The organism is Paenibacillus harenae DSM 16969, from assembly GCF_000422465.1.
Lineage (GTDB): Bacteria > Bacillota > Bacilli > Paenibacillales > Paenibacillaceae > Pristimantibacillus > Pristimantibacillus harenae.
In genome coordinates this window covers 1029239-1053671 of the sequence record NZ_KE383842.1, presented here as the reverse complement: position 1 = coordinate 1053671, position 24433 = coordinate 1029239, and the positions used below count along the sequence as shown (strand labels likewise).

Here is a 24433-nt window from a genome sequence, read left to right as displayed (position 1 = left end):
TGTTTAATGTGAAGCCGTTAACCCTTTAAGCCTGTTGTCGCTATTCCTTCGACGAAGTGCTTCTGCGCGAAGAAAAAGATGATGACCGAAGGAAAAATCGACAGCAAGGACATCGCGAGCAATTGTCCCCACTGAATGTCGAACTGATCAATGAACATTCGCAGCGCCAGGCCGACCGTAAATTTGTCAACCGAGCTTAAGTACAGCACTTGTGCGAAGAAATCATCCCAGCTCCAAATGAACGTGAAGATAGCGACCGTCACCAGAGCCGGCTTGAGCAATGGTAAAATAACTCTCCAGAAAATACCGTAAACGCTAGCGCCGTCGATCGTAGCCGCCTCATCCAGATCCTTCGGAATGCCGCGGATAAACTGCACGAGCAGGAAGATAAAAAACGCGCCGCCGCCGAAAAAATGCGGAAGAACCAGCGGCACATAGCTGTCTGTAAATCCGAACTTGTTGAACAAAATGTACTGCGGCACAACCGTAACCTGACCGGGAAGCATCATCGTCAGCAGCAGGATCGAGAACCAGAAGCCGCGCAGCTTGAAGCTTAGTCTGCCGAAGCCGTATGCAACGATCGCCGCAGTCGCGACCCCGCCGATCACATTGCCGACTTCCATCAGCAGCGTATTGCCGAAGAAATGCGCAAAGGTATAATCTGCCGAGAAATTCCAGCCCTTCGAGTAATTCTCCCACATCGGCGTCGACGGCCACAGCGTAGGAAGACTAAGCTCCTCCGTTTTTTTGAGCGAAGCGCCCGCCCACCAGATAACCGGGTACAGCATAAGCAAGGAAAACGCTGTCAATAGCAAATGGTTCGACAGCTTGGAACGAATCGCGGTCATTTCGTTTTCCCCCCATCCGACTCATAAAATACCCAGTAACGCGAAGCCATGAAGTTAAGGAGGGTTAACAGGGCGACAATGGATAACAGAATCCACGCAAGCGCGGAAGCATACCCCATCTGGTAATGCTTGAACGCCTTCTCATACAGGAACATCGCGTACATATAGGTCGAATTGATCGGTCCGCCCTTCGTAATGATAAACGCGGAGGTGAATGTCTGAAAGGAACCGATAATGCCGAGAACGAGGTTGAAAAACATAACCGGCGACAGCAGCGGAAGCGTTATGCTGAAGAACTTTCTCACCTTGCCCGCCCCGTCTACGGAGGCCGATTCGTACAGCTCCTGAGGGACCTGCTTCAAGCCGGCCAGAAAAATAACCATCGTTGACCCGAACTGCCATGTATTCAGCAGGATCAGCGTGCCTAGCGACGTATCCGGGTTCGAAATCCAGCCAACGCCTTCGATGCCGAACCAGGCGAGCACGTTATTGATATAGCCGTCTATGCCGAACATATTCCGCCAGAGCGCCGCGACCGCGATGCTGCCGCCGATCAGGGACGGAAAATAAATGGCGGTCCGGTACAAATTCATTCCTCTAAGGTTTTTGTTAAGCGCGAGCGCAACCATCAAGGAGAAAAACAGCTTAAGCGGTACGGAGAACAGAACAAACATAAAGGTGACGCTGAGCGATTTCGTAAAGGTCGAATCGTCCGTGAAGATTTTGGTGTAATTGTTCGTCCCCGTCCATACCGGATCTTCAAGCAATGAATAGTCGGTAAAGGACAGATAAAAGGATTGCGCGATTGGCCAAAGCGTGAGCAATAAAAACCCGATTAACCATGGAGATATAAACACGTAACCCGCCAGCTGATTTCCTTTCGTTCGCGTCCGTTTCCGTGCAGCGGGCTCCATCTCCGTTCCCGTTCTTGTTGCCGTATCAGCAGTCACTCCGATAGATTCCTCCTCCTTAACGTTTTGCGGCGCAAAAAGCGTATCGTAGCAATTTGCATTTCATTAGTTGATTGCATGGTGTTTCCTTACTTTAAACGAAAGCGGTTTCATGATTGAAGGAGACATTTTTATGAAATGGTTTGATTTTATATTGTGTGAAAAATTCATACACGACTTAGAAAAGGCCTTAAGAAAGTCGCATCGACAAAACCTCCGCCTTCCTTAACAATAGTCGTATGACGGTGACCGCTTTAACGATTGCCAAAATTAACGGAAGAGGTGCTTCAGATGAAATTTGACAATCCGGAAGACATCATTCAGCTTACGCCGCTTTGGGAGGGAGAACGATTTCCGAATGGACGCCCGAAGGTAAGCGGGGATATTCTTCGCCGTATGCGCAAGATCACGCTGGAGGAGGCATGGGGTCCTCTCTGGCATAGAGGCTATCATTTTCAGTTTGAAGGCGATTTCAAAATCATTCATCCCCATAAAACGATGGTTGGCCGGGCGGTCACGGCCGTGATGGTTCCGAAGCGTCCGGATCTGCATGAGACGCTGCTGAAATACGGACACGAGCAAGAGGAACGGAAAGGCTTCTTTAATCAATGGGTCATCGACACGCTCGGTGAGGACGATGTCGTAGTTGTGGACATGTTCGATAAGATTCATCTGGGCACCTATGTCGGCGGCAATCTATCCACTGCTATATCCACCCGCACGAAGCGCGGCGGCGCCGTTATTTGGGGCGGTATTCGAGACAACCAGCAGGTCGTGGAGATCGAGAACATTAACGTGTTCTACCGCGGCAGCGATCCGACCGCTATTGCGGACGTCACGATGGTCGGGATGAATACGCCTACAAGGATCGGCAAAGCGATCTGCATGCCGGGCGACGTCGTGCTTGGCACGCCTTCAGGCGTTATATTCATCCCGCCGCATCTCGCCGAGCTTACGGTCGTACAGGCGGAGAAAGCGCAGGTGCGCGATGTATTCGGCTTCGTCCGGCTGCGTGACAGCGTCTATACGACGGCCCAGATCGATGCGGCTTGGGATATGAACCTTTGGACGGATTTCGTGAACTGGTTCGAGAATGACGCTGCGGCAGCAGAGTACCGTCATCTGACCTGGTCGAATGAGCTGGAGGAAGCGCGCAAGGCGGAACGTAACGGCCCGCAAAGCGATGTCCGCTTATAATTAAGCCTATTACTAAAGGGACTCCGCGGGGCATAACCGATGCCTGCAGAGTCCCTTTTCTTCGTCTAATTACCCGCCGATTCCCGATATTCGCTTGGCGATAGTCCCACTTTTTTCTTGAAGATCTGGCTGAAATAACGAGGATCCTGATAGCCGACTTTTTCCGCGACCTCGTAATTTTTATAATGCGTGCTTCTAAGCATTTCCTTCGCTTTATTGATCCTTATATCCGTCAAGTGTTCAATAAACGTTTTCCCTGTATTCGTCTTGAACAGCAGGCTCAAATAAGTCGGCGTCATATATACCTTCTGCGCTACGCTTTGCAGCGAAGCGCTTTGACATTCCTGCTCCATATGATGGATCGTTTTCTTAATAATGCTGCGGTGGCTTTCCTTTTGGTTTTGGGAGAGGACGTCCCTCATCCCTGCAAGAAAACGGGTCACGTACTGCTTGATCTCCTCAAGCGTCGCAAGCTTGACGATAGAAATAACGTCAAATCGTTCATAAGAACTAATGTTTTGCGTTTCGCTAATAACTCTCTTCTCCACGCTGACAAGCAGCCGTACGGTTATGTCATAAACGCATTGAATATCGACAGGTCCCTTCTCCAGCACCCACTCATAGAAGCTATGTACCGATTGCTCGATCTCGGCCGGGCTTTCCGACGCTTTATAGGCATCGAACAGCTCCTTCTCTTTATCCAACGGGTATTGCTGAACCGATTCATACCGGCTGAGCTCGCTGTAGAAGATGATTTGACCCGTACCGCGATAAAACTTATATTGCAAAGCGCTCGAAGCTTGCCGGTAGGAATGATAGATATCGTACAAATGGCTGCAAGGCTTTCCTACGCCAATATTAATCGGCTGCTGGCAATGCCGGTTCAGCTTGGCTTGTATCTTGGGCAGCTGCTCCTTTGAAACCCAGGAGAACAACAGGCCGAGTCTTCCTTCCTCATCAAGAAATACGATGCTGCCGTCCGTAGCTTGGAGCTGCAAGAAATCCCGCATTTGTTCCAAATATATAATTCGCTCATGTTCGTTGGTAAATTGAATGTTAGGCTCTAATAACGCGAGTGCTGGAAAGGTATAGTACGGGTTAAGCTTCAATCGCGACAAGTTTTCCTTCAAATCCGATTTGGCGCTGCGTTTCTCCGAAACCAGATTTCGAAGAAAGCGATCCCTCATCCAAGTAAGAATGACATCCTCTTTGAATAACAGTCCTTCGTTTAGCATGCTCCATTTCTCCTTTTATAAGGATAAGTGATGAGATGCGAACTAGTTGAGGTGAATCATTTTATAGGAATGCATATGCTCGATAAACGCTTCCTCGACGGCATTCGCGTCTCCAGACTTCAGCACGTCAACAAGGCGCAAATGCCAGTCTGCAAGCTCGTCCGTGTTAAAGTGCCGATTTGAAATAGCCATGAAACGCATCACCTTCATTTTCATTTGGTTCCACAGCTCGAGAATCAGATGATTATCGCAGCGCTTGTAGAAGAAACCGTGAAAGGCCATATCCAGCTCCAATATAGCCAGAAGATCGTTTTGCAGATGCGCCTCATGCATACGCCTGATGAGATCTTCCAGGTACTTGTAATCCGCATCCGTCATCCCCGGCATCGCCTGCCTGGCCGCGTAACCTTCGATGATTTCGCGAAGCACAAAAATATCTTTAATTTCCTTGGCGGTAATATTGGAGACGACGGAGCCTTTGTTCGGAATGCCCGTAATGAAGCCGGACTGCTTCAACCGCTCCAACGCTTCTCGAACAGGAGCCTGACTGATTTGAAATTTTTTGGCGATATCGAGAACGAGCAAGCGAGTACCCGGCGCAAGCTCGCCTGCTAATATTTCCTTCTTCAACGATATAAACACCTGTTCGCTAATCGAGTTGATTGCCGCAATCGGCGATTTCTCCTGCATCGTACCACGTCTCCATTTCCATTATCGATTATCGATAATATCAATTAAAAAAAAGAAAGCGTTATCATATACCTTCTTAAAAAATTTCGTTATCGATCCTCCTTCCGTTCAAATTATCGATTATCGATTATCGATAATCCTCTTCTCTGTTACATTATAGATCGCTCCGCGCCGGATGACAACGACGGATTTTGTCGAATAATGGGAATGTATTTTTGTGAGGCTAACCGCCAAATAAGAGGTCAATCACCGAGCTAAGCTCTCCTGCTTTCTTGCCCTGAAGAATAGAAGGATTATAGATCTCCACAAATCCGCATTGCAGACAGGAAACAAACAAATAATGATGATGCTGGATATCAAATAATTTACTCAGCCCCGTGCCGGTCATCGCAGTTTCCTGAATATCGCACTCCTCATGACCGCATTTGGAGCATTTGAACCGGTTCGCAATCAACATTTCGATATGGCTTCCCTCATGCGCCGCCAATGCCGGTTCGTGCATGCCGTCGCCAGACTCCAAATGCTCCGGCAAAATCTCATGCTTGCAATCTGGACAAATTTCATGAACAAGCTCGATTTCGCTGCCGCACCATGGACATTCGATCATCTTATCATCTCCCCCTGATCCCAATCATACCCTATTCTGTTAGAAAAAAAGACAAAACACCCGATTTCGGTGTTTTGTCTCTCCAAGCCTTAGGAATCCTTCGATCGATTGGCCAGCTCGACGATCATTACAATAAGCACGAGCAGTTGAATGAGCAATTCCGCACTCATCCGAATCCCTCCCTGCCGCAGGTAATGCTCCTTCGCCCAAGGCCTCTCCTCTCGTACATCTAAAATACGTCTCCCATTACCATCTATATGAACGCTGCTTCCCGGTTATGCCCAAAAAATCACGTAACGGCCATGACCGTCAACTCCGCATTAAAATCCCTGCCGGCTTAGCCCTTCTCATGAAAGGCCGTTACGATAAATCCATCCACGTTATTGCCGGATAGGCGGTAAGCTTCGCCATTCACGATCGGCACGTTAGTTACAGCGCCGTTGTCTGCCGGAACGAAATAGATTTCCGCTGCAGCGCAGCCGTATCCAGTCGTCAAATAAGGTCCATCGTGCTTATAAGCCTTCAAGAAATCGATATATTCCTCTAAACAAAAGTCATACTGATCGATAAGCCTGGCATGCGGGCATCCGACATAACGAAAATGCCAGGGCTCGCATGCAATTCCAGTAATCGGTCTCTTCCCTTCCTTATACCGCTGGATAAAACCATAATCCGCGGCAAGCTCCTTGAAGGCCCGGCATTCCCCGCTGTCCGGAAAAGAAGGAGCGATAAAATCGACGTCTCGTCTCATCTTGCCGACATCGACCGCAAGTCCGGTCTGATGCTCGCTATGATTGGGAAGCGCGACATAGCTCGCCGTGTAAGCAGCTCCGTTGTCGACTAAAGATTGCTCATAAATGCTCCGCTGCTCCTCTTCTGTACGGTAACCGCTGACAACGACGATCTCGTCCATTCCCCCGGAAGCCTCAAGTAATGCAGTCAGCTGCCGGAAGCATGTTTTTTCTAACTGAATTCCGTCATGCCATTCCCGGATTTCCGGATGAAGGCTAAGCGGCGCGAGAGGCTCGGAACCTTCCTTCTGCCTTACCGGATAGCCGGTATTAATTAAGATCAAATGCCCGGAATGGATTTCTTCGTTCCGCACTTGTACGGTCATTTTTCGGCCTTTGCCGCCGAAAGCTGCCAATGATTGATCATTTATTATTTGTTCCACATGGACGACCTCCTCCAAAATTTTGTGGAGCTTCGCTTCCTGAATTAGATCGCAACAAAACTCGTATTGCATGCGAAAGCCTATTCTTTGTAAATCCTCGTTACCCGCGATGAAATCGCGGTCGAAATCTCCTGCGGCACGCTGCCGAGATGTGCGGCTAGTTCCGCGAATGTGATGCAGTCTTCCCCCTGCGCTCCGATTAACGCAACTTCCGTTCCGGGTTCGCATGGACCGGGCAGTCGGACCATCAGCTGATCCATGCATATTTTGCCTACCACGGGCACCCGCTGCCCATTCACCAGCATCTCCGTCCCTTGAAGGCTCTGGGACCAGCCGTCGGCATAGCCGATCGGTACGGTGCCGATCCACTCGTCCTCTTTCGCTTGATAGGAGTTGTCATAACCGATGCATTCCCCTTTGCGCAGCAGCTTCACCTGCATAAGGCTGCTGTACAAGCTTAACGCGGGCTCAAGCCGCACCGAAGAAACAAGCCGCTCCGGGTAGAAGCCGAACATCGCCGCCCCGATCCGCACCATGTCCATCGCAAGCTCGGGAAACCGCAGCGCCGCAGCGCTGCCCGCGCAGTGATAGAGATTCACGTGAACGCCGGAATCTTCGCACCAGCCCATCATATCGAGAAAACGGCTGTACTGCCGCTTCATAAACGTTGTGTCTTCCTTGCCTGCCGTAGCAAAATGCGTATAAAACCCGTCGACGATCACATCGTCCGCCTTAAGCCATGGCACGAGCTCCTCCCATTCCTCCCTGGTCTTCATGCCGAGTCTGCCGAGACCCGTGTCCAGCTTCACATGCACCTTTAACGGTTTCCCGCAGGAATGGTGCCTATAGGCGCGCATTTCCTTGAACCATTCCGCGCTTGTCACGGTGAGCATTAGATCATGCTCTAATGCAAACATAATTTCCTGCGGATAAATCGGCGTCAGAATCAAGATCGGCAGCGTAATCCCTTTTGACCTTAAACGCAAGGCTTCATTCAGATAGGCGACAGCCAAGACATCTGCGCCTGCCTGCTCCGCCATACGGGCCGCTTCCGCGTCGCCGTGCCCGTACCCGTCGGCCTTTACGACAGCCATGAGCTTGACTGTTTCCGGCAGGGTATGGCGAATTTTCACCATATTGTTGCGGATTTTACTCAAACGAACCTCGGCTCGAGTAGCTCTGAACATGCTTGTCACCTCGTGTATTGAATCGTTTGCTTCTCTGCGTGCCTCATGAAAGCATAATCGATCAGCTTCTCAATAAGCTCCGAATACCGCGTACCGTCCGTCTTCTCCCACATTACCGGATACATGCTGCTGCTGGTAAAGCCGGGCAGAGCATTAATTTCATTCAAATACAGTTGTCCTTCCCCGTTCAGGAAGAAGTCGACGCGGGCAAGCCCTGAGCAGCATAACGTTTGATAAGCCCGAAGGGCGGTCCTCCGGATTTCCTCAATGAAGTTTTCCGGAATTTGGGCCGGAATCGACATCGCCAGCTGCTTGTCCAAATATTTCGATTCAAAATCGAAAAAAATATGATCATGAATGAATTCGCCGGGCAGCGAGACGAGCGGCTTCTCGTTTCCCATGACGGCCACTTGGATTTCACGTCCGGCCACCTCGCGCTCAATGACGATCTTGTTGTCATATCGGTATGCTTCCTTCATGCCTTTAGCGAGCTGCCGACTATTCCCGCATCTGCTAATGCCAATGCTGGATCCAAGCGAAGCCGGCTTCACGTAGCAGGGAAAGCCAAGCTCCTCCTGTACCTGATCCAACACGCCCGTTTCGTCATCGAGCCATTGCTCAAGGCGGAAGATGCGGTATTCGGTCTGGCGGATGCCCGCCTCGGCAAGCACCTGCTTGGACACCGCCTTATCCAGCGTAAGCGCAGACGAGAGGACGCCGTTTCCGACATAAGGAATGTTTAACAGCTCCAGCAGCCCCTGCACCGTTCCGTCTTCGCCGTTCGAGCCGTGAAGCAGCGGCAGCACTACCTTTTTACCTTCGGCGGACAGCTGATTGACCAATACATCCCCGATCGATTGCGCCGCGCTTGTCAAGCCAGGCTCAACGATTAAGTTCGAAATTTGAAGAGCAGGGCGAGAAAGCTTGACGGGACTGCACCATAAGCCTTCACGCGTAATATAAATCGGAATAACTTCAAATTTGCTTGCATCTATCGATTGAATGACCGTTAGGGCCGTTTTCAAGGATACCTCGTGCTCGACGGACTTGCCGCCGTACAGGACAAACAGCTTTATTCTCAAAAGAAAAACCTCCTAAAGTTGACTCGTTATCTATGACTAAAGATAACCGTCAATATTTAAGAGGCTTGTAAGTAATGTTTAAAAAAAGCTTAAGAAAACATAAATTGTTCGAATGATTTAAGTGATCAAGGAATGTCTCCGTTAGTGGGCAGTGTGCATAACAACATCGATTTCCTGCAATTTCTTCGCCGCCGAACTATCGGATGAACGAAAGTCAGCGCTTGATATATTTAACGCTATAAATTTTTAACCATCTTAACATGAGGAATGTTCTCTTCCATGAATACGGTCGAAGCGATCTCGTAACCCAGCTTTTCGTAAAAAGGAGCGGCTTGTACCTGCCCGTGCAGCTTGGCCTTCGTTACTCCTCTATCGATTGCGATCGATTCCAGCTCCTTCATGATCGCTTTCCCTAAACTGTGCTTCCGATAATCAGCCAGCACGCAGATCCGCTCGAGCTTGGCCATATGATCAACGATCCGGACCCTGCCGGTTCCGACCGGCTCATTGTCCGTATAGGCGAGAACATGATCGGCGACGTCATCATATTCATCCAGCTCCACCTCTTCGGCAACGCCCTGCTCCTTCACGAATACCATTTTGCGTACGCGAAACGCATCGTCCAATTGTTCATCCGTTGTAACCCGTATGACGTTAATCATCTTCACTTTCCTTTCGACTGCTTGTTCTTCATTAATTATAATACGTCAAAGCCAATATGCAAAAACGATGCCGGGCCGATCACTAATAAGAGGAATAATTCGCCAATATGGATGCAATCTTTTCCGAGGCTTGAGTGCTATTCTAGAGATAGGCTCGAACAATTTTGATTAAAAGGCGGGATTTCATGTCATATCTATCGGTCAGCACCTGGAGCTTGCATCGTATTCTCGGTCCTCTCCGCTTGACGGTCTGGGACGAAGCAGCAAGCACTCATCTTACGCGCGAGGAAGATCAACCGCAAATTCTCACTCTGCTTGAGCTTCCGAAAGAAGCCGCGGCTAGAGGATATAAAGCGATTGAGGTTTGCCACTTCCACTTCCCTTCCTTAAACAGCGAATATTTCAAGCAGCTTCGTCAATCTTTTGAAGCAGCCGGCGTCTCCTTTGATACCTTGCTGCTGGATTACGGCGATATTACGAATGTGGATGAGAAGAGAAGATCCGCTGATCTTGCGCTCATTCGCACATGGATCGGCATCGCCTCCGAGTGCGGGGCGAAGCAAATCCGCGTCGTCGCTGGAGAAGCCTCTCCTGCCGATACGGCTGCGATTGAAATGTCGGCTGACTACTTGGCGGAGCTTGCTGACTACGCTTCTACTGCCGGCGTTCGGGTCGTAACGGAAAACTTCAAGCCGCTTACGTCCACCGGCGACAGCTCGCTCAAGCTGCTCGAGAGAGCAGGCAAACAGGTCGGCTTCATTACGGATTTCGGCAATTATCACGGCGAAGCGAAGCTGGAAGAAATTGCGGCTACTGCTCCGTTCAGCGTCTCCATCCATGCCAAACCGACCTTCGACGCTGCCGGTTATCCGGATAAAGAGCAGCTGCAGTCGTATCTGAATCGGGTTCAATCGGTCGGCTTTAACGGCGCTTACGTTCTCATTTACGACGGTCCGGGCGATATGTGGGAAGGACTCGAACGAATTAAAACGATTGTCGAGCCTTTTATATTGACAGCCCGCTAGTCACGCTCCTATACTTGAAATAGCAGCGTGAATGATAATCATTATCGTATGAAAACCATTCATTCTTCTATTACAGGTTCAGAGGAGAATCGCGATGACGTTGGATATCGATTTTACGATTATAGATACTTTCTTTCATATCTCGCCCAAAGGCGTGGCTGCACCCGTGTTCGAAATGGCTGCACCGGATTTTCTACATACCGAGCAAGCGTATGCCGCGCTCGTAAAAGGCGGTGAAATGGTTCAAGCTACAGATACGAGGCTGGCCGCCTCCTTCGTCGGCATGTCGTTCTTCAATCTTTGCGTCACGAAGCTTATTATTGCCGCTCAGTATAACCGGCTGCTGGAGCTTCCGTTGAATAAACTGACCTTCCAGCTTGAACTTCACGGCGATCATGCCCATCTCGGCTATAAGATAAACGAATTACGATGGACGAATTTGCCGGTGAACGGGCAAGCGCGCAACCAGCTCCTCCTTCAAGATCTAACAGCTTACTTCCAAGCAGAGCTCAATTCCGCCATAGAATCCGTTGCTGACAGCGCCGGAGTGAAATCCGCAATGATCTGGAACCAGTTTGGCGGTCAAATCCACCTTATACGCGATTATTTTCAGCTATACGAGAAGCGGCAATCCGTGTTGGATCAATTCGATCTGGATTTCAACCTGCTGATGGAGCTCTCGCCTGATGTATTCAATCGGAAGAAGAACCCTTTCATCCATAAACCGCGTTACATAGATAATCCATGGTCGCCGCCGGACGGACAAACCATCCTGCGTTCCTCCTGCTGCATGTACGATTGCCGGGTTGACGGTCAAAAATGCTATAATTGTCCCGGGATGCTTCCGGAGGAGCGCGAGGAAAGGCGCAAGGAAGTGCTTACGGCGAACGCCGGATAGTAAAAAAGGCTGAAGATTGCGAACGTTTCGCTTTCTTCGGCCTTTTTTCAATTCTTACTTAGATATGTTTACATAATAATTATTATGTAGATAAATCAATCCATCACTCCTTAATCTTCAATCATACCCGCGTAGCTAAAACCACCTGCAAACATCTGGTATATATTGATTGATTTTCGAGTGATACCGTTTTTTCTGCCATATTTAAATTTCCTCCTGCTTTTGGACACGAAAAAACCCCAAAGGACATCATCCTCCGGGGCTTCAGCTATTTCATATTCAATATATAGAGCTAAGTTTATATGGATTCCACAAGCGGTTTTGCGTTAACAGCACATACTTTAAAGCCAGGCATTCTGCATGTTGGATCGAGCGCTTGATTCGTAATTTTGTTAACATTCTGGATATCGCCCCAATGCATGGGAACAAATACCGTATCCTCCCGAATCTCGCTTGTCAGCTTGCTGCGGACGACAATGCTTCCGCGTTTCGATTCCAGCCGTATTAACGAATCTTCCTCGATCCGGTACTTTTGAGCCGTCTTTGGGTGAATTTCCATGAAGGATTCGAAGCTGCGTGCCGCCAGCGTATGACTTCTTCGGGTTTGAACGCCGGTCAAATAATGCGAGAGCACGCGGCCGGTTGTTAAATACAGCGGAAACTCCCCGCTTATCTGCTCATCAGGGAAATGATTGTCCACTGCAATCAACTCTGCCTTGCCATCCGGATGCGCGAACGCCGTCTCGAACAATCGTTTTTCTCCAGGGTGATCCTCGCTGGGACATGGCCAATAAACCCCTTCTTCTCGCCGCAGCCGATCATAGGTAATGCCATAGTAATCGGCAATCCCTCCGCGGCTCGCAACGCGAAGCTCCTCGAAGATTTGTTCAGCAGCCGTGTAAGAGAAATACGACTCTCTTCCAAGGGTATGGGCAATGCCGCACAGGATCTCCCAATCATGCTTAACTTCACCCGTAACCGCTCGGCTTGCCTCTCTCAAGAGAACACGGCCTTCCAAGTTGGTTAATGTGCCTTCATTTTCTAAATAAGAGGAAGTAGGCAAAATTAAATCCGCCATCCGCGCCGTTTCCGAGAGGAACATATCGGCTACCACAAGGAACTGCAGTTTCCGTAATCCCTCTTCCACGAAGTTGGCATTCGGATTGGATACAATCGGGTTGGAGCCCATAACGAACAGCGCACGAATCTCTTCTTCATGGACTTTTTCCATCATCTCATAGGCAGAGACGCCTTTTCCCGGCAATTCTTCGGGTTGAACGCCCCAAACCTCTGCGATATAGGAACGATCAGCAGGATTTTCTATCGAACGGTATCCCGGAAGCTGATCGGCCTTTTGCCCGTGTTCTCTGCCCCCTTGACCGTTTCCTTGGCCGGTAATCGCCCCATAACCGCAGCCTTCTTTGCCGATCTTTCCGGTAATCAGCACCATATTGAGGAAATTGCGCACGGCCATATAGCCGTCCGTCTGCTGCTCTACTCCCCTTGCGGTAAATACCATACCGGTTGCCGCTTTGCCGAATGCTTCGGCCGCTTGGCGTATTTGTGCGAGCGGAACGCCCGTAATTTCCGCGATATCGTTCAAGTCGACAGCCGCAAGATGCTCCTTCAGCTCGTTATAGCCTTTAGTACGGTCCCTGGCAAACGATTCATCAACAAAACCTTCATCCACTAACGCTTTCAACATGCCGTTGACTAAAGCGGCGTCCATCCCCGGCTTTACCTTCAAATGCAGGTCCGCCATCTCGGTCGTGCCCGTATTTCTCGGGTCGATGGCAATAATGAAAGCACCGTTCTCCTTCGCCCTCGTAAAATAAGGCATGAGCGTAGGCTGGCATTCCGCAATATTCGTACCCGCCAAAATAATGCACTGTGCCAACGGAATTTCAGACAGCCGGTTTGTCAAGCCCCGGTCTATTCCGAATGCCTTATTGCCGGCCGACGCCGCCGCGGACATGCAAAACCGTCCGTTATAATCGATATATTTGGTCTTCAGCGCTACTCGAGCGAACTTCCCCAGCAAATAAGCGGATTCATTGGTCAAAGATCCGCCTCCGTATACGCCAATCGCATGGTCGCCGAACTGCTGCCCGATCTGCGTAAAGTTCGATTGAATCAGCCGGTATGCCTCCTCCCAGCTGACCCTGACGAATTCACCATCCACTTTGGCCATCGGATAAGTTAGACGCTCGCTGCTGAGAGCGTGCTGGTATGCGTTCATCCCTTTGATGCACAACCGTCCTTCCGAAGCGGCATTAGGCTTCGGAAGAACGGTATACGTATTCCGCTCTTCGCCAGGATGCTCGACGATCTGCATTTTACATTGCACGCTGCAAAAAGGACATTGCGTATCCATGACATGATCGTGTTCGGCAGCAGCTTCGAATTCCGGTTTATTAGTTAATACCGTTAATGGTTTCATCTGATCACCTTGTCACTGCAGTCGACTGCTGCTGATTTGCTTGCTCTGGCGAAGCCGCAAGCACCTTATCCATACGGCTTCCTAATATTTGCAAGAGAAACGGATCGAATAACGCTTCTCTAACTTGCAGCAGACCCATTCGTTCTATCCACTGCGACACCCGTTCCGCGTAATGCCCCGTCTCCCTGTAATGCTGCAGGAAGCCAGCCGCAAGCGTCTGCAGCTCCTCATCCGTTGCGGCCGTACAAAGCAGTTTTCCCGGTTTTACCTGCCGATCGCCGCTGCCGCCTACATACATCTCCCAGCCGCCCGGCGCCCCAACGATTCCGATATCCTTCGTAAGCGATGCAGCCCGGTTGTGCGGGCTGGCCGATACGCCAATCTTTATTTCATTTGGCAGCTGCAACCGTTCTAACTTCTTCTCCAAAGCTATCCCGATCGCAATGGAATCCTGCATCGCATCTGCGGCGTATTTAATACCGCTGCAGGTTCCAACCGTGCCCACCGTTTTTCCATATACTGCTCCATGAATCGGTAAATTCAGCTCTGTCATAACGTTCGAGACGTCTGCCGCCGCAATACCGAACAGACCAACCTGCGGTCCTTCCAGCAGCTTCACAAGCGGAATCCCATATTTCTCTACAATGTCCGCGATTTGCCTCAGCTGCTCCGGAGTCGTTACGCCCCCGTACATTCTAGGCATAACCGCAAAGGTACCGTCAGCCTGAATGTCTTTCGGTCCGTCCGCATGGATCAGCGTTGCAGCAGCCCCATGGACGCTTAAATAATAATGCAGTGCGGGACGGCAAACCGCACACCCGGACTCCGTTTGCCAGTCCAATGCGGACATGATTTCTGCCGAATCGCTAAAGCGCCGGTTCTGAATCTCCAACATGAGTTCATCATGGCTAAATGTCGTGCAGGCGCAGACGGTTTCTTTCTCCGCCGTCTGATTGAAGCCGTGACGGTGCACATAATCCAAAATGCTGCTGACCATCGTTTTGCAGCTGCCGCAGGAGCTGGACGCTTTTGTACACTTTTTCACTTCATCGACCGTTTGCAATCCTTGTTCCCCAATGGCCTTCATGATCGTCCCTTTGGAAACCCCGTTGCAGGAGCACACCAGCTCCGCATCGGACATGCCCGCGATTGCGGCTTCTCCTGCTTCCCTGCCGCTTGCTCCAGCGCCATTCATTTCCTTCTCATAGACGGAGATATCCGTCTTCTGCTTGATCATGCTCAGGAGCTTCGTCCCCTCGCTAATGTCGCCAAACAGAACAGCGCCGACAATTTTATTGTCGCGAATGACAATTTTTTTGTACGTGCTGCGGATACCGTCAATCCATTTCAACGACTTTACCTCGTCACTGTCCATAAATTCGCCGGCGGAGAATACGTCCACGCCCGAAACCTTCAGTTGGGTCGCCAGCACCGAACCATGATAACCATCATTTTCTATACCGCACAAGGTTTTTGCGAGTACCTTCCCTTGCTCATAGAGCGGTGCCACCAACCCATACACAATGCCTCGATGTTCCGCGCATTCTCCAACCGCATATACATTCGGTGTATTCGTCTGCATATAATCGTTGACGACAATCGCCCGGTTTGTTTCGATCTTGCCATCCTTAGCCAGCTGTACGTTAGGTCTAACTCCCACCGCCATAACAAGGAGGTCGGCATCGGTTCTGGTTCCGTCTTTGAACTTCAGCCCCACCACGCGGCTCCGTCCGATAATCTCTTCCGATTGCTTCTCGAGCAAGAAACGCATCCCCTGCTTTTCGAGCTCAGCCTGCAGCATTTTGGCTGCCGTACGGTCGAGCTGTCTTTCCATAATACTGTCAAAAATATGAACGACATCTACCTTCATGCCGAGGTTCAACAAGCCGCGCGCCGCCTCGAGCCCTAGCAATCCTCCGCCGATGACAACGGCCTTCTCGTATTTTTTGGACGTTTCCACCATCGTTTCGCAATCGCGGATATCCCGAAAGGCGGTAACGCCTCGTTTATTCGCACCCGGCAGCGGCAGCATAAAAGGCAAAGAGCCCGTAGCAAAAATGAGTTCATCGTAATTAACGCTCTTCCCTGATTCCGTAACGATTCTCTTGTGTTCGGTATCTACATTAATGACCGTTTCATTCGTAAATAGTCGGATATGATTATCTTCGTACCACTGCCAGTCATTGATCGTGATGTCCTGTATCGTCGTATCGCCCTGCAGCACCTTCGACAACAAAATACGGTTATAATTGGGGTGAGGTTCTTTGCCGAAAATAGTGATTTCAAAAGCATCCCGATCGATGTTTACTATTTCTTCGACACAGCGTACGCCCGCCATACCGTTTCCGATCACAACTAACTTTCTTTTCGCCATCATTAGACCTCCAATTAGGTAGAAACGGCTGCACCTTCCATCTAAATAAGCAGACCCGTACGCATCTCCAGCGATCCCGGCACGCGCTGCCCGCACCAGGCGTCTATGCCGTAAACTCCATACCCTTCCGAGCTTCCGATTGCTTCGGCCTCTGGGCAGAATAATTCAATATCAAACATGCCAAGGCAAATACCACCATGAAAATAAATCCCAAATTGTATTGTCCTGTCGTGTCTTTGACGATACCGAGTACAATCGGCGGAAAAAATCCGCCAATGCCTCCTGCCGCTCCGACAATTCCCGTAACCGCTCCCGTATTGCCGGAAGATACTTCAGGAACCATTTTGAACACGGCGCCATTGCCTAAACCAAGCAGTAAGGAAATCAACAAGCATAGGAAGCTGAAATAGACGAAATGATCAAGCATGAAGGACAAGACAAGCGCGGCAGCCAATATCCCGATAAAGACAACGGATAATACATTCTTGCTGCCGTACCGGTCCGCCAAATAGCCGCCGGCCGGCCGGATCAACGTAGCGGCCAAGACAAAACCCGCTGTTCTAAGTCCCGCATCGAATGCGCTTAGCTGAAACAGATCTTTAAGAAATGTCGGCAGGTAAACGCTGAAAGCGACAAAGCCTCCAAACGTCAGAAAATAAAAGATGGACAAATGCCAAGTCGCTTTGCTCTTCAAAACGGACAACGATTGTTTCAAGGTTTTGGGCTCAGCCGGCTTCGGAGGATCCTTGGTAAACGCATGGAAAACCAATGCCATAACCGCTATCCCGATAGCCAAGCTAAAAAACACCCAAGAAATGCCATACGAAGTTGAAATAGAGGGAATCAGAAAATTCGCTGCCGCTCCCCCCAGATTTCCAAGGCCGGCAATGCCCAGAATAAACCCCTGACTTTGCGGCGGATACCACCTGGATACGAAAGTTAAAGAGATAGCAAACGTGGTGCCCGCCATACCAATAAATAAAGCGCAGACCAACATCCATATATAAGAATCAGCGAAGCCGGCCGCTACCATCGGAAGGATCAAAAACAGCATCGTGAGCGTGAACACTTTCCTGCCGCCATATCGGTCAGTCAGAATTCCCATCGGAATCCGCATAATCGACCCAAGCAAAACGGGAGTTGCGATCAGTATGCTCTTCTCAAGGGTACTCAGGTTGAAAAGTACCTGAATCTGCCCTGCAATAGGCGGAAACACCGACCAGATCATGAATGATACGGTCATCGCGACCGTTGAATATATAAGTGCTTTTGTCTGATTCATTGCCATTGGTCCTTTTCTCCCCGAATGCTTCCCTTAGGATGCTTTATAAGCTTCATCTGCCAGATGTAGAATTAAATCTCCGCTTTCAGAATCCACTTCCACGTGGAAGGAGACCACACATCCTTCGTCCGGATCTTGTACCTGTCCGTCATTCAAATCGATCTTCCAATCGTGCAGCGGACAAAAAACGTGATGATCGCATACGATTCCTTCGGATAGCTTCCCGGCTTTATGCGGACATTTATTTTCAATCGCTTTTATTTCGCCGTTAGACAACTTGAATAATGCAATTTCCAAATCTCCTATGAAGATTACCCGAGACCTCTTATTCTCGATATCCGTGATATTTCCGATTTTAATTTGTTTCATTCTGGTGACACCCCTTCTAGTTTGCTGCCGGAACAGGAAGATTTTCGAATGTAGTGCGCAATTTATCGGTTTCCGCAATTTCTTTCCACGGATCTTGCGTCAGGCTGAGCGCATGTTCGATGCGTGCGACAAGCGCCAAACGGTCTTCTTTGTTCTCCAATGCGGCCTTAATGGTATCCAGGCCTACCCTTTGAAGCCATTCCGCCGTACGTTCGTTGTATTTGCCGGTTTCCCGGTAATACTGCATGTACGCCCCCGTCCATTCCAGAACCTCTTCCTCCGTCTTCACCTTAACGAGCAGGTCGGTGACTCTTACTTTCGTACCGCCGTTTCCGCCGACATGAATTTCCCATCCGCCGTCGATCGCAACGACGCCCAAATCCTTGATCGTCGCTTCCGCACAGTTACGAGGGCAGCCGGATACGGCCATCTTAAATTTCGCCGGTGTGCTCAAACGTTCGAAGCGCTTCTCCATTTCGATACCCATGGCCATCGAATCCTGCGTTCCGAATCTGCAAAATGTCGATCCTACGCATGTTTTAACCGTACGAAGCGTTTTACCGTAGGCGTAACCCGACGGCATGTCGAGATCCGTCCACATCGAAGGCAGGTCTTCCTTCTTAACGCCCAGAAGGTCGATCCTCTGTCCGCCTGTAATTTTTACTAGCGGCACTTCATATTTCACCGCTACATCGGCAATTTTCTTCAGATCCTGCGGTGTCGTTACCCCGCCGTAAATTCTCGGAACAACAGAGTACGTGCCGTCCTTCTGGATATTGGCATGGTTTCTTTCGTTAACGAACCTTGATTCACGCTCATCCTCGTGCTCTTCCGGCCATACCATTCCGAGGTAGTAGTTCAAAGCCGGACGGCATTTGGAACAGCCTTCTGAATTGTTCCAGCCCATTACGTTCATGACTTCCTTCGAAGTCGTCAGCTTCATCTGGCGAATACCGTCAACCACTTCATCGCGGCTAAGTGTCGTGCAGCCGCAAATGCCTTCCTTGACGGTCTTCACGCCGTCCGCGCCAAGCACATAGGTCAGCACATCAGCAACAAGCGGCTTACAGCCGCCGCAGGAAGCGGAAGCCTTCGTGCAAGCTTTAATATCATTGACGCTTGAGCATCCTTTTTCATTGATCGCATTTACGATTGCGCCTTTGGATACGCCATTGCATCCGCAAACAATTTCATCGTCGCTCATCGAGGCAATCAGATCAGCGTTAGAAGGTGCCGATCCGCCCGAGCCGAGTAAAATTTCTCTTTCTTTCCCCGTTACATCCTCGCCGCTGCGGATCATGGCGAACAGGCGCGCTCCGTCGCTGATATCGCCGAACAATACAGAGCCGACAACCTTGCCGTCCCGAATGACGACTTTCTTGTATACGCCGCCGAACTCATCCTGCACGCGAACAGCGCGTGTATCGACATCATCCACGAATTGACCCGCCGAAAACACATCCACACCCGATACCTTCAGCTTCGTAGAAACGACGGAACCGTGATAGCCGTCCGTTTCCAGGCCCGCCAGTTTCTTGGCAAGCACGGCGCCTTGCTCGTACAACGGGGCGACTAGTCCGTACGAAATGCCGCGGTGCTCCACGCATTCGCCAACCGAGTAAACATCCCGAATGTTTGTTTCCATGAAATCGTTGACGAGAATACCGCGGTTAACTTCAATGCCGCTCTTCTTGGCCATTGCCATGTTAGGTTTAATGCCGACTGCCATGACGACCAGATCCGCAGACTCTTCGGAGCCGTCCGTAAATCTAAGACCCGTTACCCGCTCTTTTCCTAAAATCTTCTCCGTGTTTTTTCCGAGAAGGAATTTCATACCTTGCTGCTGAAGTTCCTTCTGCAGCATGATCCCAGCCGTTTCGTCCAGCTGTCTGTTCATCAGAATTTTGTTGTTATGAACGACGGATACTTCCATATTCAGATTCAGCAGCCCCCGCGCCGCCTCCAATCCGAGCAAGCCGCCGCCGATAACAACCGCTTTTTTGTACTTTTTTGCCGTCTCCATCATCGTTTCGCAATCTTTAATGTCGCGGAATGCGATAACGCCTTTTTTGTCCGCACCTGGCAGCGGAAGCATGAAAGGCAGCGAGCCGGTAGCGATAATGACTTCATCGTACGGTGCTTGAATGCCGCTTTCCGTGCTGACGATCTTGCGTTTCGTGTCTATAGCTTTTACCGTATGCCCCGCATGGAGAATAATGTTGTTCTCTGTATACCAATCCCAGCTATTGATAACAATATCATTCATATCCGCATCGCCCGCCAGAACGGAGGACAGCATAATTCGATTATAGTTCGGATGAGGCTCACTACCGAAGATGGTAATGTCATAACGGTTCGGGGCCAGCTTTAATATCTGTTCAATACAATTCACACCCGCCATACCGTTACCTATCAAGACCAGCTTCTTCTTCATCGCATCCACACTCCCATTTTGTTAAACATTCTCTAGAAAGACTCTCGTCCTTACTGGCAAGCTACCAAATTGCGTCACATATGCTAACAAGAAAATCTATATGAATAACTTACCGCATTTCCACGTATATTTCAATAATTTTTTGTGAGGTAATTTAACATTTACAACAAATTGACGTATGAAATGACAGGTAATCATTTGATTGTTCGCTTTTACTCCCGAAATGGTGACTGTAAACGTTCACAAGATGAGGCCGGTTTCAGTAAATATGGAAATGTGATTGAGCTGTTTTTTTGACGAGTTACTTAACTTCACATAAAAAAGGCGTTTCCTTGTGAAGGAAACGCCTTTTTTATGGTACCCTATTCTAACTTATGCAAAATGAGCAATCGAATTCCAGTGACGCTCGCTGCCAACAAAAGCTTCATTAAGCTTGCTTAAGACACGATCGCCGATTACAAAGCCTCTATCGTTACGCCCTCCGGCAGCACTTGACTTACGCGCTCTCGTACGGCTGTTTCATTCATTTTCTCCCCGAAAATGACGACCGTTCCGCGATCATCGCTGGTCCGGATAAGCCGGCCGATTCCCTGCCTTAAGCGCAGCAGCATATACGGAAGATCCACCTGCTCGAACGGCAATGCCGCATCCTTCCGTCTGGCCGCGAACAAAGGATCGTTCGGAGGAAACGGCAGCTCCCACACGATGACCTGAGACAACGACGGACCCGGTATGTCCAGACCTTCCCATAACGTCACTGCGCACATGACGCTCGTCTCATCCTTCTGGAATTGCCCGATCAGGCTGCTGATCTCCCCAGTGCCTTCGAATATATACGCAAAACCGGCCGCCTCCGTATCCCGCTCGGCTTCAGCCTTGAACTGCTCCAATTGTTCCAGGGATGGGAACAGGATCAGCGTCCTGCCGCCGGTTTGCTCCAGCAATCGTCTTACCGCCGAATATTTTTCATTTAATCCCATTACATTTCCGGGCTGCGGCGCCAACACCCGCATTTGTTCCGCATAATGATAAGGAGACGGAACCGAGAACGATAATGCGCCTCCGATTCCGAGGAGTTCCATCATGTAGTCGAAGGATCCGTTGACGGAAAGCGTCGCCGAAGAAAATACGATCGGCATTTTGCGGGAGAAAACATGCTCCTTTAATACTTCCTTCACCCACTTCGGCATTATGACAAGGGAAATGCCTTCCTGATCCCGGGATACCCAGCAGATCGGCTTTTCTTCTTGTTTAAATAAGTTCAACGCGAATTGAATCATTTCCAGATGCTCTTCTACAATTTTCAGTTGGTAAGCGTCGATCGTATATAAACCGCTTTCGAAAACAAGCTCTTCTTCGATAACCGACAGCATGTCCTGCAGACGGTTAATTTCCCGCAGCAGCTCCCCGCTCCACATGATTTCCTTCCGGGACGAGCCGGGGACCTTCATGCTTTGCTTATTCATTAACCGGAACAAAAACTCGCTTTGCGTAATCGCATCCTCTACGGCAAGCGCCAGCGATTCGCGGATATCGTCCTGTAGAAGGCGCGTGATGATGCTTTCAAAAACGGCGTGATTCAGCTTATACGTCAGCGCCTGCTGGGCCGCCGTTTCGAGCAAATGCCCCTCATCGAAGACGACCGAGCTGTGCTCAGGCAGCAGCGGAAGCTGGCCTTCCCGTTTTCTGGCCTCATAGGTCCACACATGCTCCATGTAGAAATCATGCGAGCAAATGATCACATCCGCCGCCTTGCGGTAATGATCCCGGGATAACGTCTGGCCGCAGCGATGCCTTCTGTCGCATACGAGGCAATCCTGGAACACGTCCCAGCCTACCCGCTTCCACTGCTCGTCGCCTAACACCGGATAATCCTTCCGGCTCCCGTAAGGGTAGAAGCTTTGCAGGGAATCCGGTTTATTCACGAAGCTTGGCAGCTCCCGGTAAATGCGTTCGTACAGCTCCGCGTCTTCTAACTTATTACGGGCATCGTCCAGTTTATTCAAACATATATACTGGTCGGCTGATTTGCCCAATCTCGCGTCCACCGTCAGATCCAAATGCCGGGCAAGCTTCGCGATATCGCCTTCCGGCTTCACGAGCTGCTCGATCAGCGATTCGTCCGCGCAAGCGATAATGGCGGGCTTTCTCGTATAACGGGCATAGCTGACCGCATAGAGCAGGTAGGCGAGCGTTTTCCCTGTGCCGACGCCCGCTTCCGCGAAGATCGTCTGTTTCTCGGCGTATGCCCGCTCCAGCTGGAACGCCATGTAAATCTGCTCGTCTCTAATTTCAAAACCGGCTTCAGGCAATTTTTCATAAAAGACATCGGCGATCCAATCGCTCGCTTGCTGAATGAACGGCTGATTCGGATCAAATTCAAACGGATAATTGTTCACGGATCGGTATCCTCCATATAATAGGCACAGAACGGCTGCGTGCAAGCACGCAGCCGTCAATGCGGTTCCCATTTTCCAAGCATACATTCTAATATAGCATTCTGTGCCATGCCAAGTCAAAGGGATTACTATATGTCCGGTTCACCATCCTGTCTATGTTCTGGAAGCGATGTAGCTTGGCCGCGGTTTTTGTCCGGAATACGGCTCCTGAAGCTTATTTTCGACCGAATTATAGACGAGAAACACATTACTGCGCGGGTCGGGCGTAATGTTGCTGTTGGAGCCGTGCATCGTGTTGCAATCGAACAATACGATAGACCCCGCAGCCCCGATCGTCGTATGAATGCCGCCTTCTTTGCTTAACGCCTCTAAGCTGTCCGGATCGGGCACGCCATACTCCTGACGGCGCAGCGATTGCTTAAAGTGGTTATCCGGCGTCTTCCCGATACAGGATATGAACTTCGTATGCGAGCCGGGTATGACCATAAGAGGGCCGTTATGATGGAAATTATCCTCCAGCGCAATCGAGCAGCTGAACGCGCGCATGGCCGGCATACCGTCCTCGACATGCCAGGTTTCAAAATCGGAATGCCAATAAAATTCTTTTCCGGTGAAGCCCGGTTTAAAATTAATTCTGGACTGGTGGATGTACGTATCCGAACCTAGCAAGTAATTGGCGATCGCTACCAGCCGGGGATGCGCTGCCAGCCGCTTGAAGATTTCATTGTTTTCGTGAACAGCGAAGATCGAACGCACTTCTTTGCTTTCCGGCTCGGCAATCACATGCTCCGCTTCCTTGTTCTGGTACTCGTCTCTCAGCCTCTTAAGCTCCATCCGCCACTGTGCAATCTCTTCTTTCGAGAAAAACTGATCCAGCACGAGGAAGCCGTTTTCTTCGTAAAAGGCTGTTTGCTCCTTGCTTAGCGGGCTGCTCTCCGTGTGGGTGGAGTAGACGACGGGATCCGACCGTTTGATGACCGTCGGGCGATCCTCCACCCGGGATGGATAACGGTCAGGGATAGTCCCTTTCATAACATGCTCGGTATTGGCAAAAGAACTCATAGCTTTCACTCCTTCATTATAATTTGCCTCAATAAAAACGATCTCTAAACGCGGTCAACTCGCTCATCCTCAAACGACTAAATTAGAAGTTTTTTTTCATTTCGTTTCAACCAATGGATAAACGCCGTCTGCATCATGCACTTCATCGCCGACTAACGGGGGATTAAAGACACAAATCATGCGCATTTGCGTTTTTGCCCGGAGCAGATGCTTCTCATGGCCGTCCAGCGCGTATAACATCCCCGCTTGAATGCCGTACACACTGCCGCCGACGACCTCGATTTCACCCTCGCCTTCGACGCAATACACCGCCTCCACATGGTTCCGGTACCAGATGAGCGTCTCGGTGCCTGCTTTAATAAGCGTGTCATGCATCGAGAAGCCCATTCCGTCCTTCTTTAATAAAAGGCGTCTCGCATTCCAGTTTTTCGTGTCGATATCGTCCTTCGTGCCAATGACGTCGGATAAATGTTTGACGATCATAAATGCAGCCTCCTCGTTATGCTTCATGCTTTAGA

The 24433-nt window shown here is 50.0% G+C and carries 19 protein-coding genes and 1 pseudogene; 3 read left to right on the top strand and 17 right to left on the bottom strand.

Going from position 1 to position 24433, the window contains the following annotated elements:
* Positions 1-17: 17 nt before the first annotated feature.
* On the bottom strand, positions 18-848 hold the full coding sequence (locus H581_RS0115205) for a carbohydrate ABC transporter permease (RefSeq protein WP_028610760.1): 831 nt from the start codon (positions 846-848) through the stop codon (positions 18-20).
* Complete coding sequence (locus tag H581_RS0115200; RefSeq protein ID WP_028610759.1) at positions 845-1762, bottom strand: carbohydrate ABC transporter permease; 918 nt, start codon at positions 1760-1762, stop codon at positions 845-847. The genes H581_RS0115205 and H581_RS0115200 overlap by 4 nt, the downstream gene beginning before the upstream one ends.
* Positions 1763-2089: 327 nt before the next feature.
* Between H581_RS0115200 and H581_RS0115195 the strand changes: the two genes are divergently transcribed.
* Complete coding sequence (locus tag H581_RS0115195; protein ID WP_028610758.1) at positions 2090-2995, top strand: RraA family protein; 906 nt, start codon at positions 2090-2092, stop codon at positions 2993-2995.
* 65 nt (positions 2996-3060) lie between these two features.
* On the opposite strand, the gene H581_RS0115190 is transcribed toward H581_RS0115195, so the two are convergent.
* The 7 genes and pseudogenes from H581_RS0115190 to H581_RS0115155 form a co-directional block, all read right to left on the bottom strand.
* Positions 3061-4230 (bottom strand): helix-turn-helix domain-containing protein, encoded by a 1170-nt coding sequence (locus H581_RS0115190; RefSeq protein ID WP_028610757.1) that lies wholly within the window; start codon positions 4228-4230, stop codon positions 3061-3063.
* A 42-nt stretch (positions 4231-4272) separates the two neighbouring features.
* Positions 4273-4920, bottom strand: a complete 648-nt coding sequence (locus H581_RS0115185) for a GntR family transcriptional regulator (RefSeq protein WP_028610756.1) — start codon at positions 4918-4920, stop codon at positions 4273-4275.
* 223 nt (positions 4921-5143) lie between these two features.
* Complete coding sequence (locus H581_RS39470) at positions 5144-5527, bottom strand: zinc ribbon domain-containing protein (RefSeq protein ID WP_169507507.1); 384 nt, start codon at positions 5525-5527, stop codon at positions 5144-5146.
* Positions 5528-6050: 523 nt separating this feature from the next.
* Positions 6051-6644: pseudogene (locus tag H581_RS0115170) on the bottom strand (D-alanyl-D-alanine carboxypeptidase family protein); the annotation flags it as partial.
* A 137-nt stretch (positions 6645-6781) separates the two neighbouring features.
* Positions 6782-7888 (bottom strand): alanine racemase, encoded by a 1107-nt coding sequence (gene alr, locus H581_RS34120; protein ID WP_036718658.1) that lies wholly within the window; start codon positions 7886-7888, stop codon positions 6782-6784.
* A gap of 5 nt (positions 7889-7893) precedes the next feature.
* Complete coding sequence (locus H581_RS0115160; RefSeq protein WP_028610753.1) at positions 7894-8970, bottom strand: D-alanine--D-alanine ligase family protein; 1077 nt, start codon at positions 8968-8970, stop codon at positions 7894-7896.
* A gap of 236 nt (positions 8971-9206) precedes the next feature.
* Positions 9207-9629, bottom strand: coding sequence for a GNAT family N-acetyltransferase (locus tag H581_RS0115155; protein ID WP_028610752.1), 423 nt, complete (start codon positions 9627-9629; stop codon positions 9207-9209).
* A 188-nt stretch (positions 9630-9817) separates the two neighbouring features.
* Between H581_RS0115155 and H581_RS0115150 the strand changes: the two genes are divergently transcribed.
* Positions 9818-10657, top strand: a complete 840-nt coding sequence (locus H581_RS0115150; RefSeq protein WP_028610751.1) for a sugar phosphate isomerase/epimerase family protein — start codon at positions 9818-9820, stop codon at positions 10655-10657.
* Positions 10658-10751: 94 nt separating this feature from the next.
* On the top strand, positions 10752-11555 hold the full coding sequence (locus tag H581_RS36465; protein ID WP_028610750.1) for a hypothetical protein: 804 nt from the start codon (positions 10752-10754) through the stop codon (positions 11553-11555).
* 298 nt (positions 11556-11853) lie between these two features.
* Here H581_RS36465 and nasC read toward each other — a convergent pair whose 3' ends face one another.
* From nasC to H581_RS0115105, 8 genes are all read right to left on the bottom strand, one after another.
* The gene (gene nasC, locus H581_RS0115140; RefSeq protein ID WP_028610749.1) at positions 11854-13995 is read right to left on the bottom strand and encodes an assimilatory nitrate reductase catalytic subunit NasC; all 2142 of its coding nucleotides are present in this window, start codon (positions 13993-13995) and stop codon (positions 11854-11856) included.
* Positions 13996-13999: 4 nt separating this feature from the next.
* Positions 14000-16369, bottom strand: coding sequence for a nitrite reductase large subunit NirB (gene nirB, locus H581_RS34110; protein ID WP_051250820.1), 2370 nt, complete (start codon positions 16367-16369; stop codon positions 14000-14002).
* Positions 16370-16472: 103 nt separating this feature from the next.
* The gene (locus tag H581_RS0115130) at positions 16473-17651 is read right to left on the bottom strand and encodes an MFS transporter (RefSeq protein WP_028610748.1); all 1179 of its coding nucleotides are present in this window, start codon (positions 17649-17651) and stop codon (positions 16473-16475) included.
* Between the two features lie 33 nt (positions 17652-17684).
* Positions 17685-18020 (bottom strand): nitrite reductase small subunit NirD, encoded by a 336-nt coding sequence (gene nirD, locus H581_RS0115125; protein ID WP_028610747.1) that lies wholly within the window; start codon positions 18018-18020, stop codon positions 17685-17687.
* A 16-nt stretch (positions 18021-18036) separates the two neighbouring features.
* Positions 18037-20454 carry a nitrite reductase large subunit NirB gene (gene nirB / locus H581_RS0115120; protein ID WP_028610746.1) on the bottom strand — a complete coding sequence of 806 codons (2418 nt, stop codon included), beginning with the start codon at positions 20452-20454 and terminating at the stop codon, positions 18037-18039.
* A 455-nt stretch (positions 20455-20909) separates the two neighbouring features.
* The gene (locus H581_RS0115115; protein ID WP_028610745.1) at positions 20910-22853 is read right to left on the bottom strand and encodes an ATP-dependent DNA helicase; all 1944 of its coding nucleotides are present in this window, start codon (positions 22851-22853) and stop codon (positions 20910-20912) included.
* Between the two features lie 153 nt (positions 22854-23006).
* A complete protein-coding gene (gene thpD, locus H581_RS0115110) occupies positions 23007-23915 on the bottom strand; it encodes an ectoine hydroxylase (RefSeq protein ID WP_028610744.1) in 909 nt (302 codons plus the stop codon).
* 96 nt (positions 23916-24011) lie between these two features.
* Entirely contained in the window at positions 24012-24398 is a 387-nt protein-coding gene (locus H581_RS0115105) for an ectoine synthase (protein WP_028610743.1), read from the bottom strand.
* Positions 24399-24433: the final 35 nt, after the last annotated feature.

Coding starts and splice junctions, on each gene's coding strand:
- H581_RS0115205 (WP_028610760.1), bottom strand. CDS start 848: ATGACCGCGATTCGTTCCAAGCTGTCGAACCATTTGCTATTGACAGCG.
- H581_RS0115200 (WP_028610759.1), bottom strand. CDS start 1,762: ATGGAGCCCGCTGCACGGAAACGGACGCGAACGAAAGGAAATCAGCTG.
- H581_RS0115195 (WP_028610758.1), top strand. CDS start 2,090: ATGAAATTTGACAATCCGGAAGACATCATTCAGCTTACGCCGCTTTGG.
- H581_RS0115190 (WP_028610757.1), bottom strand. CDS start 4,230: ATGCTAAACGAAGGACTGTTATTCAAAGAGGATGTCATTCTTACTTGG.
- H581_RS0115185 (WP_028610756.1), bottom strand. CDS start 4,920: ATGCAGGAGAAATCGCCGATTGCGGCAATCAACTCGATTAGCGAACAG.
- H581_RS39470 (WP_169507507.1), bottom strand. CDS start 5,527: ATGATCGAATGTCCATGGTGCGGCAGCGAAATCGAGCTTGTTCATGAA.
- alr (WP_036718658.1), bottom strand. CDS start 7,888: ATGTTCAGAGCTACTCGAGCCGAGGTTCGTTTGAGTAAAATCCGCAAC.
- H581_RS0115150 (WP_028610751.1), top strand. CDS start 9,818: ATGTCATATCTATCGGTCAGCACCTGGAGCTTGCATCGTATTCTCGGT.
- H581_RS36465 (WP_028610750.1), top strand. CDS start 10,752: ATGACGTTGGATATCGATTTTACGATTATAGATACTTTCTTTCATATC.
- nasC (WP_028610749.1), bottom strand. CDS start 13,995: ATGAAACCATTAACGGTATTAACTAATAAACCGGAATTCGAAGCTGCT.
- nirB (WP_051250820.1), bottom strand. CDS start 16,369: ATGGCGAAAAGAAAGTTAGTTGTGATCGGAAACGGTATGGCGGGCGTA.
- H581_RS0115130 (WP_028610748.1), bottom strand. CDS start 17,651: ATGAATCAGACAAAAGCACTTATATATTCAACGGTCGCGATGACCGTA.
- nirD (WP_028610747.1), bottom strand. CDS start 18,020: ATGAAACAAATTAAAATCGGAAATATCACGGATATCGAGAATAAGAGG.
- nirB (WP_028610746.1), bottom strand. CDS start 20,454: ATGAAGAAGAAGCTGGTCTTGATAGGTAACGGTATGGCGGGTGTGAAT.
- thpD (WP_028610744.1), bottom strand. CDS start 23,915: ATGAGTTCTTTTGCCAATACCGAGCATGTTATGAAAGGGACTATCCCT.
- H581_RS0115105 (WP_028610743.1), bottom strand. CDS start 24,398: ATGATCGTCAAACATTTATCCGACGTCATTGGCACGAAGGACGATATC.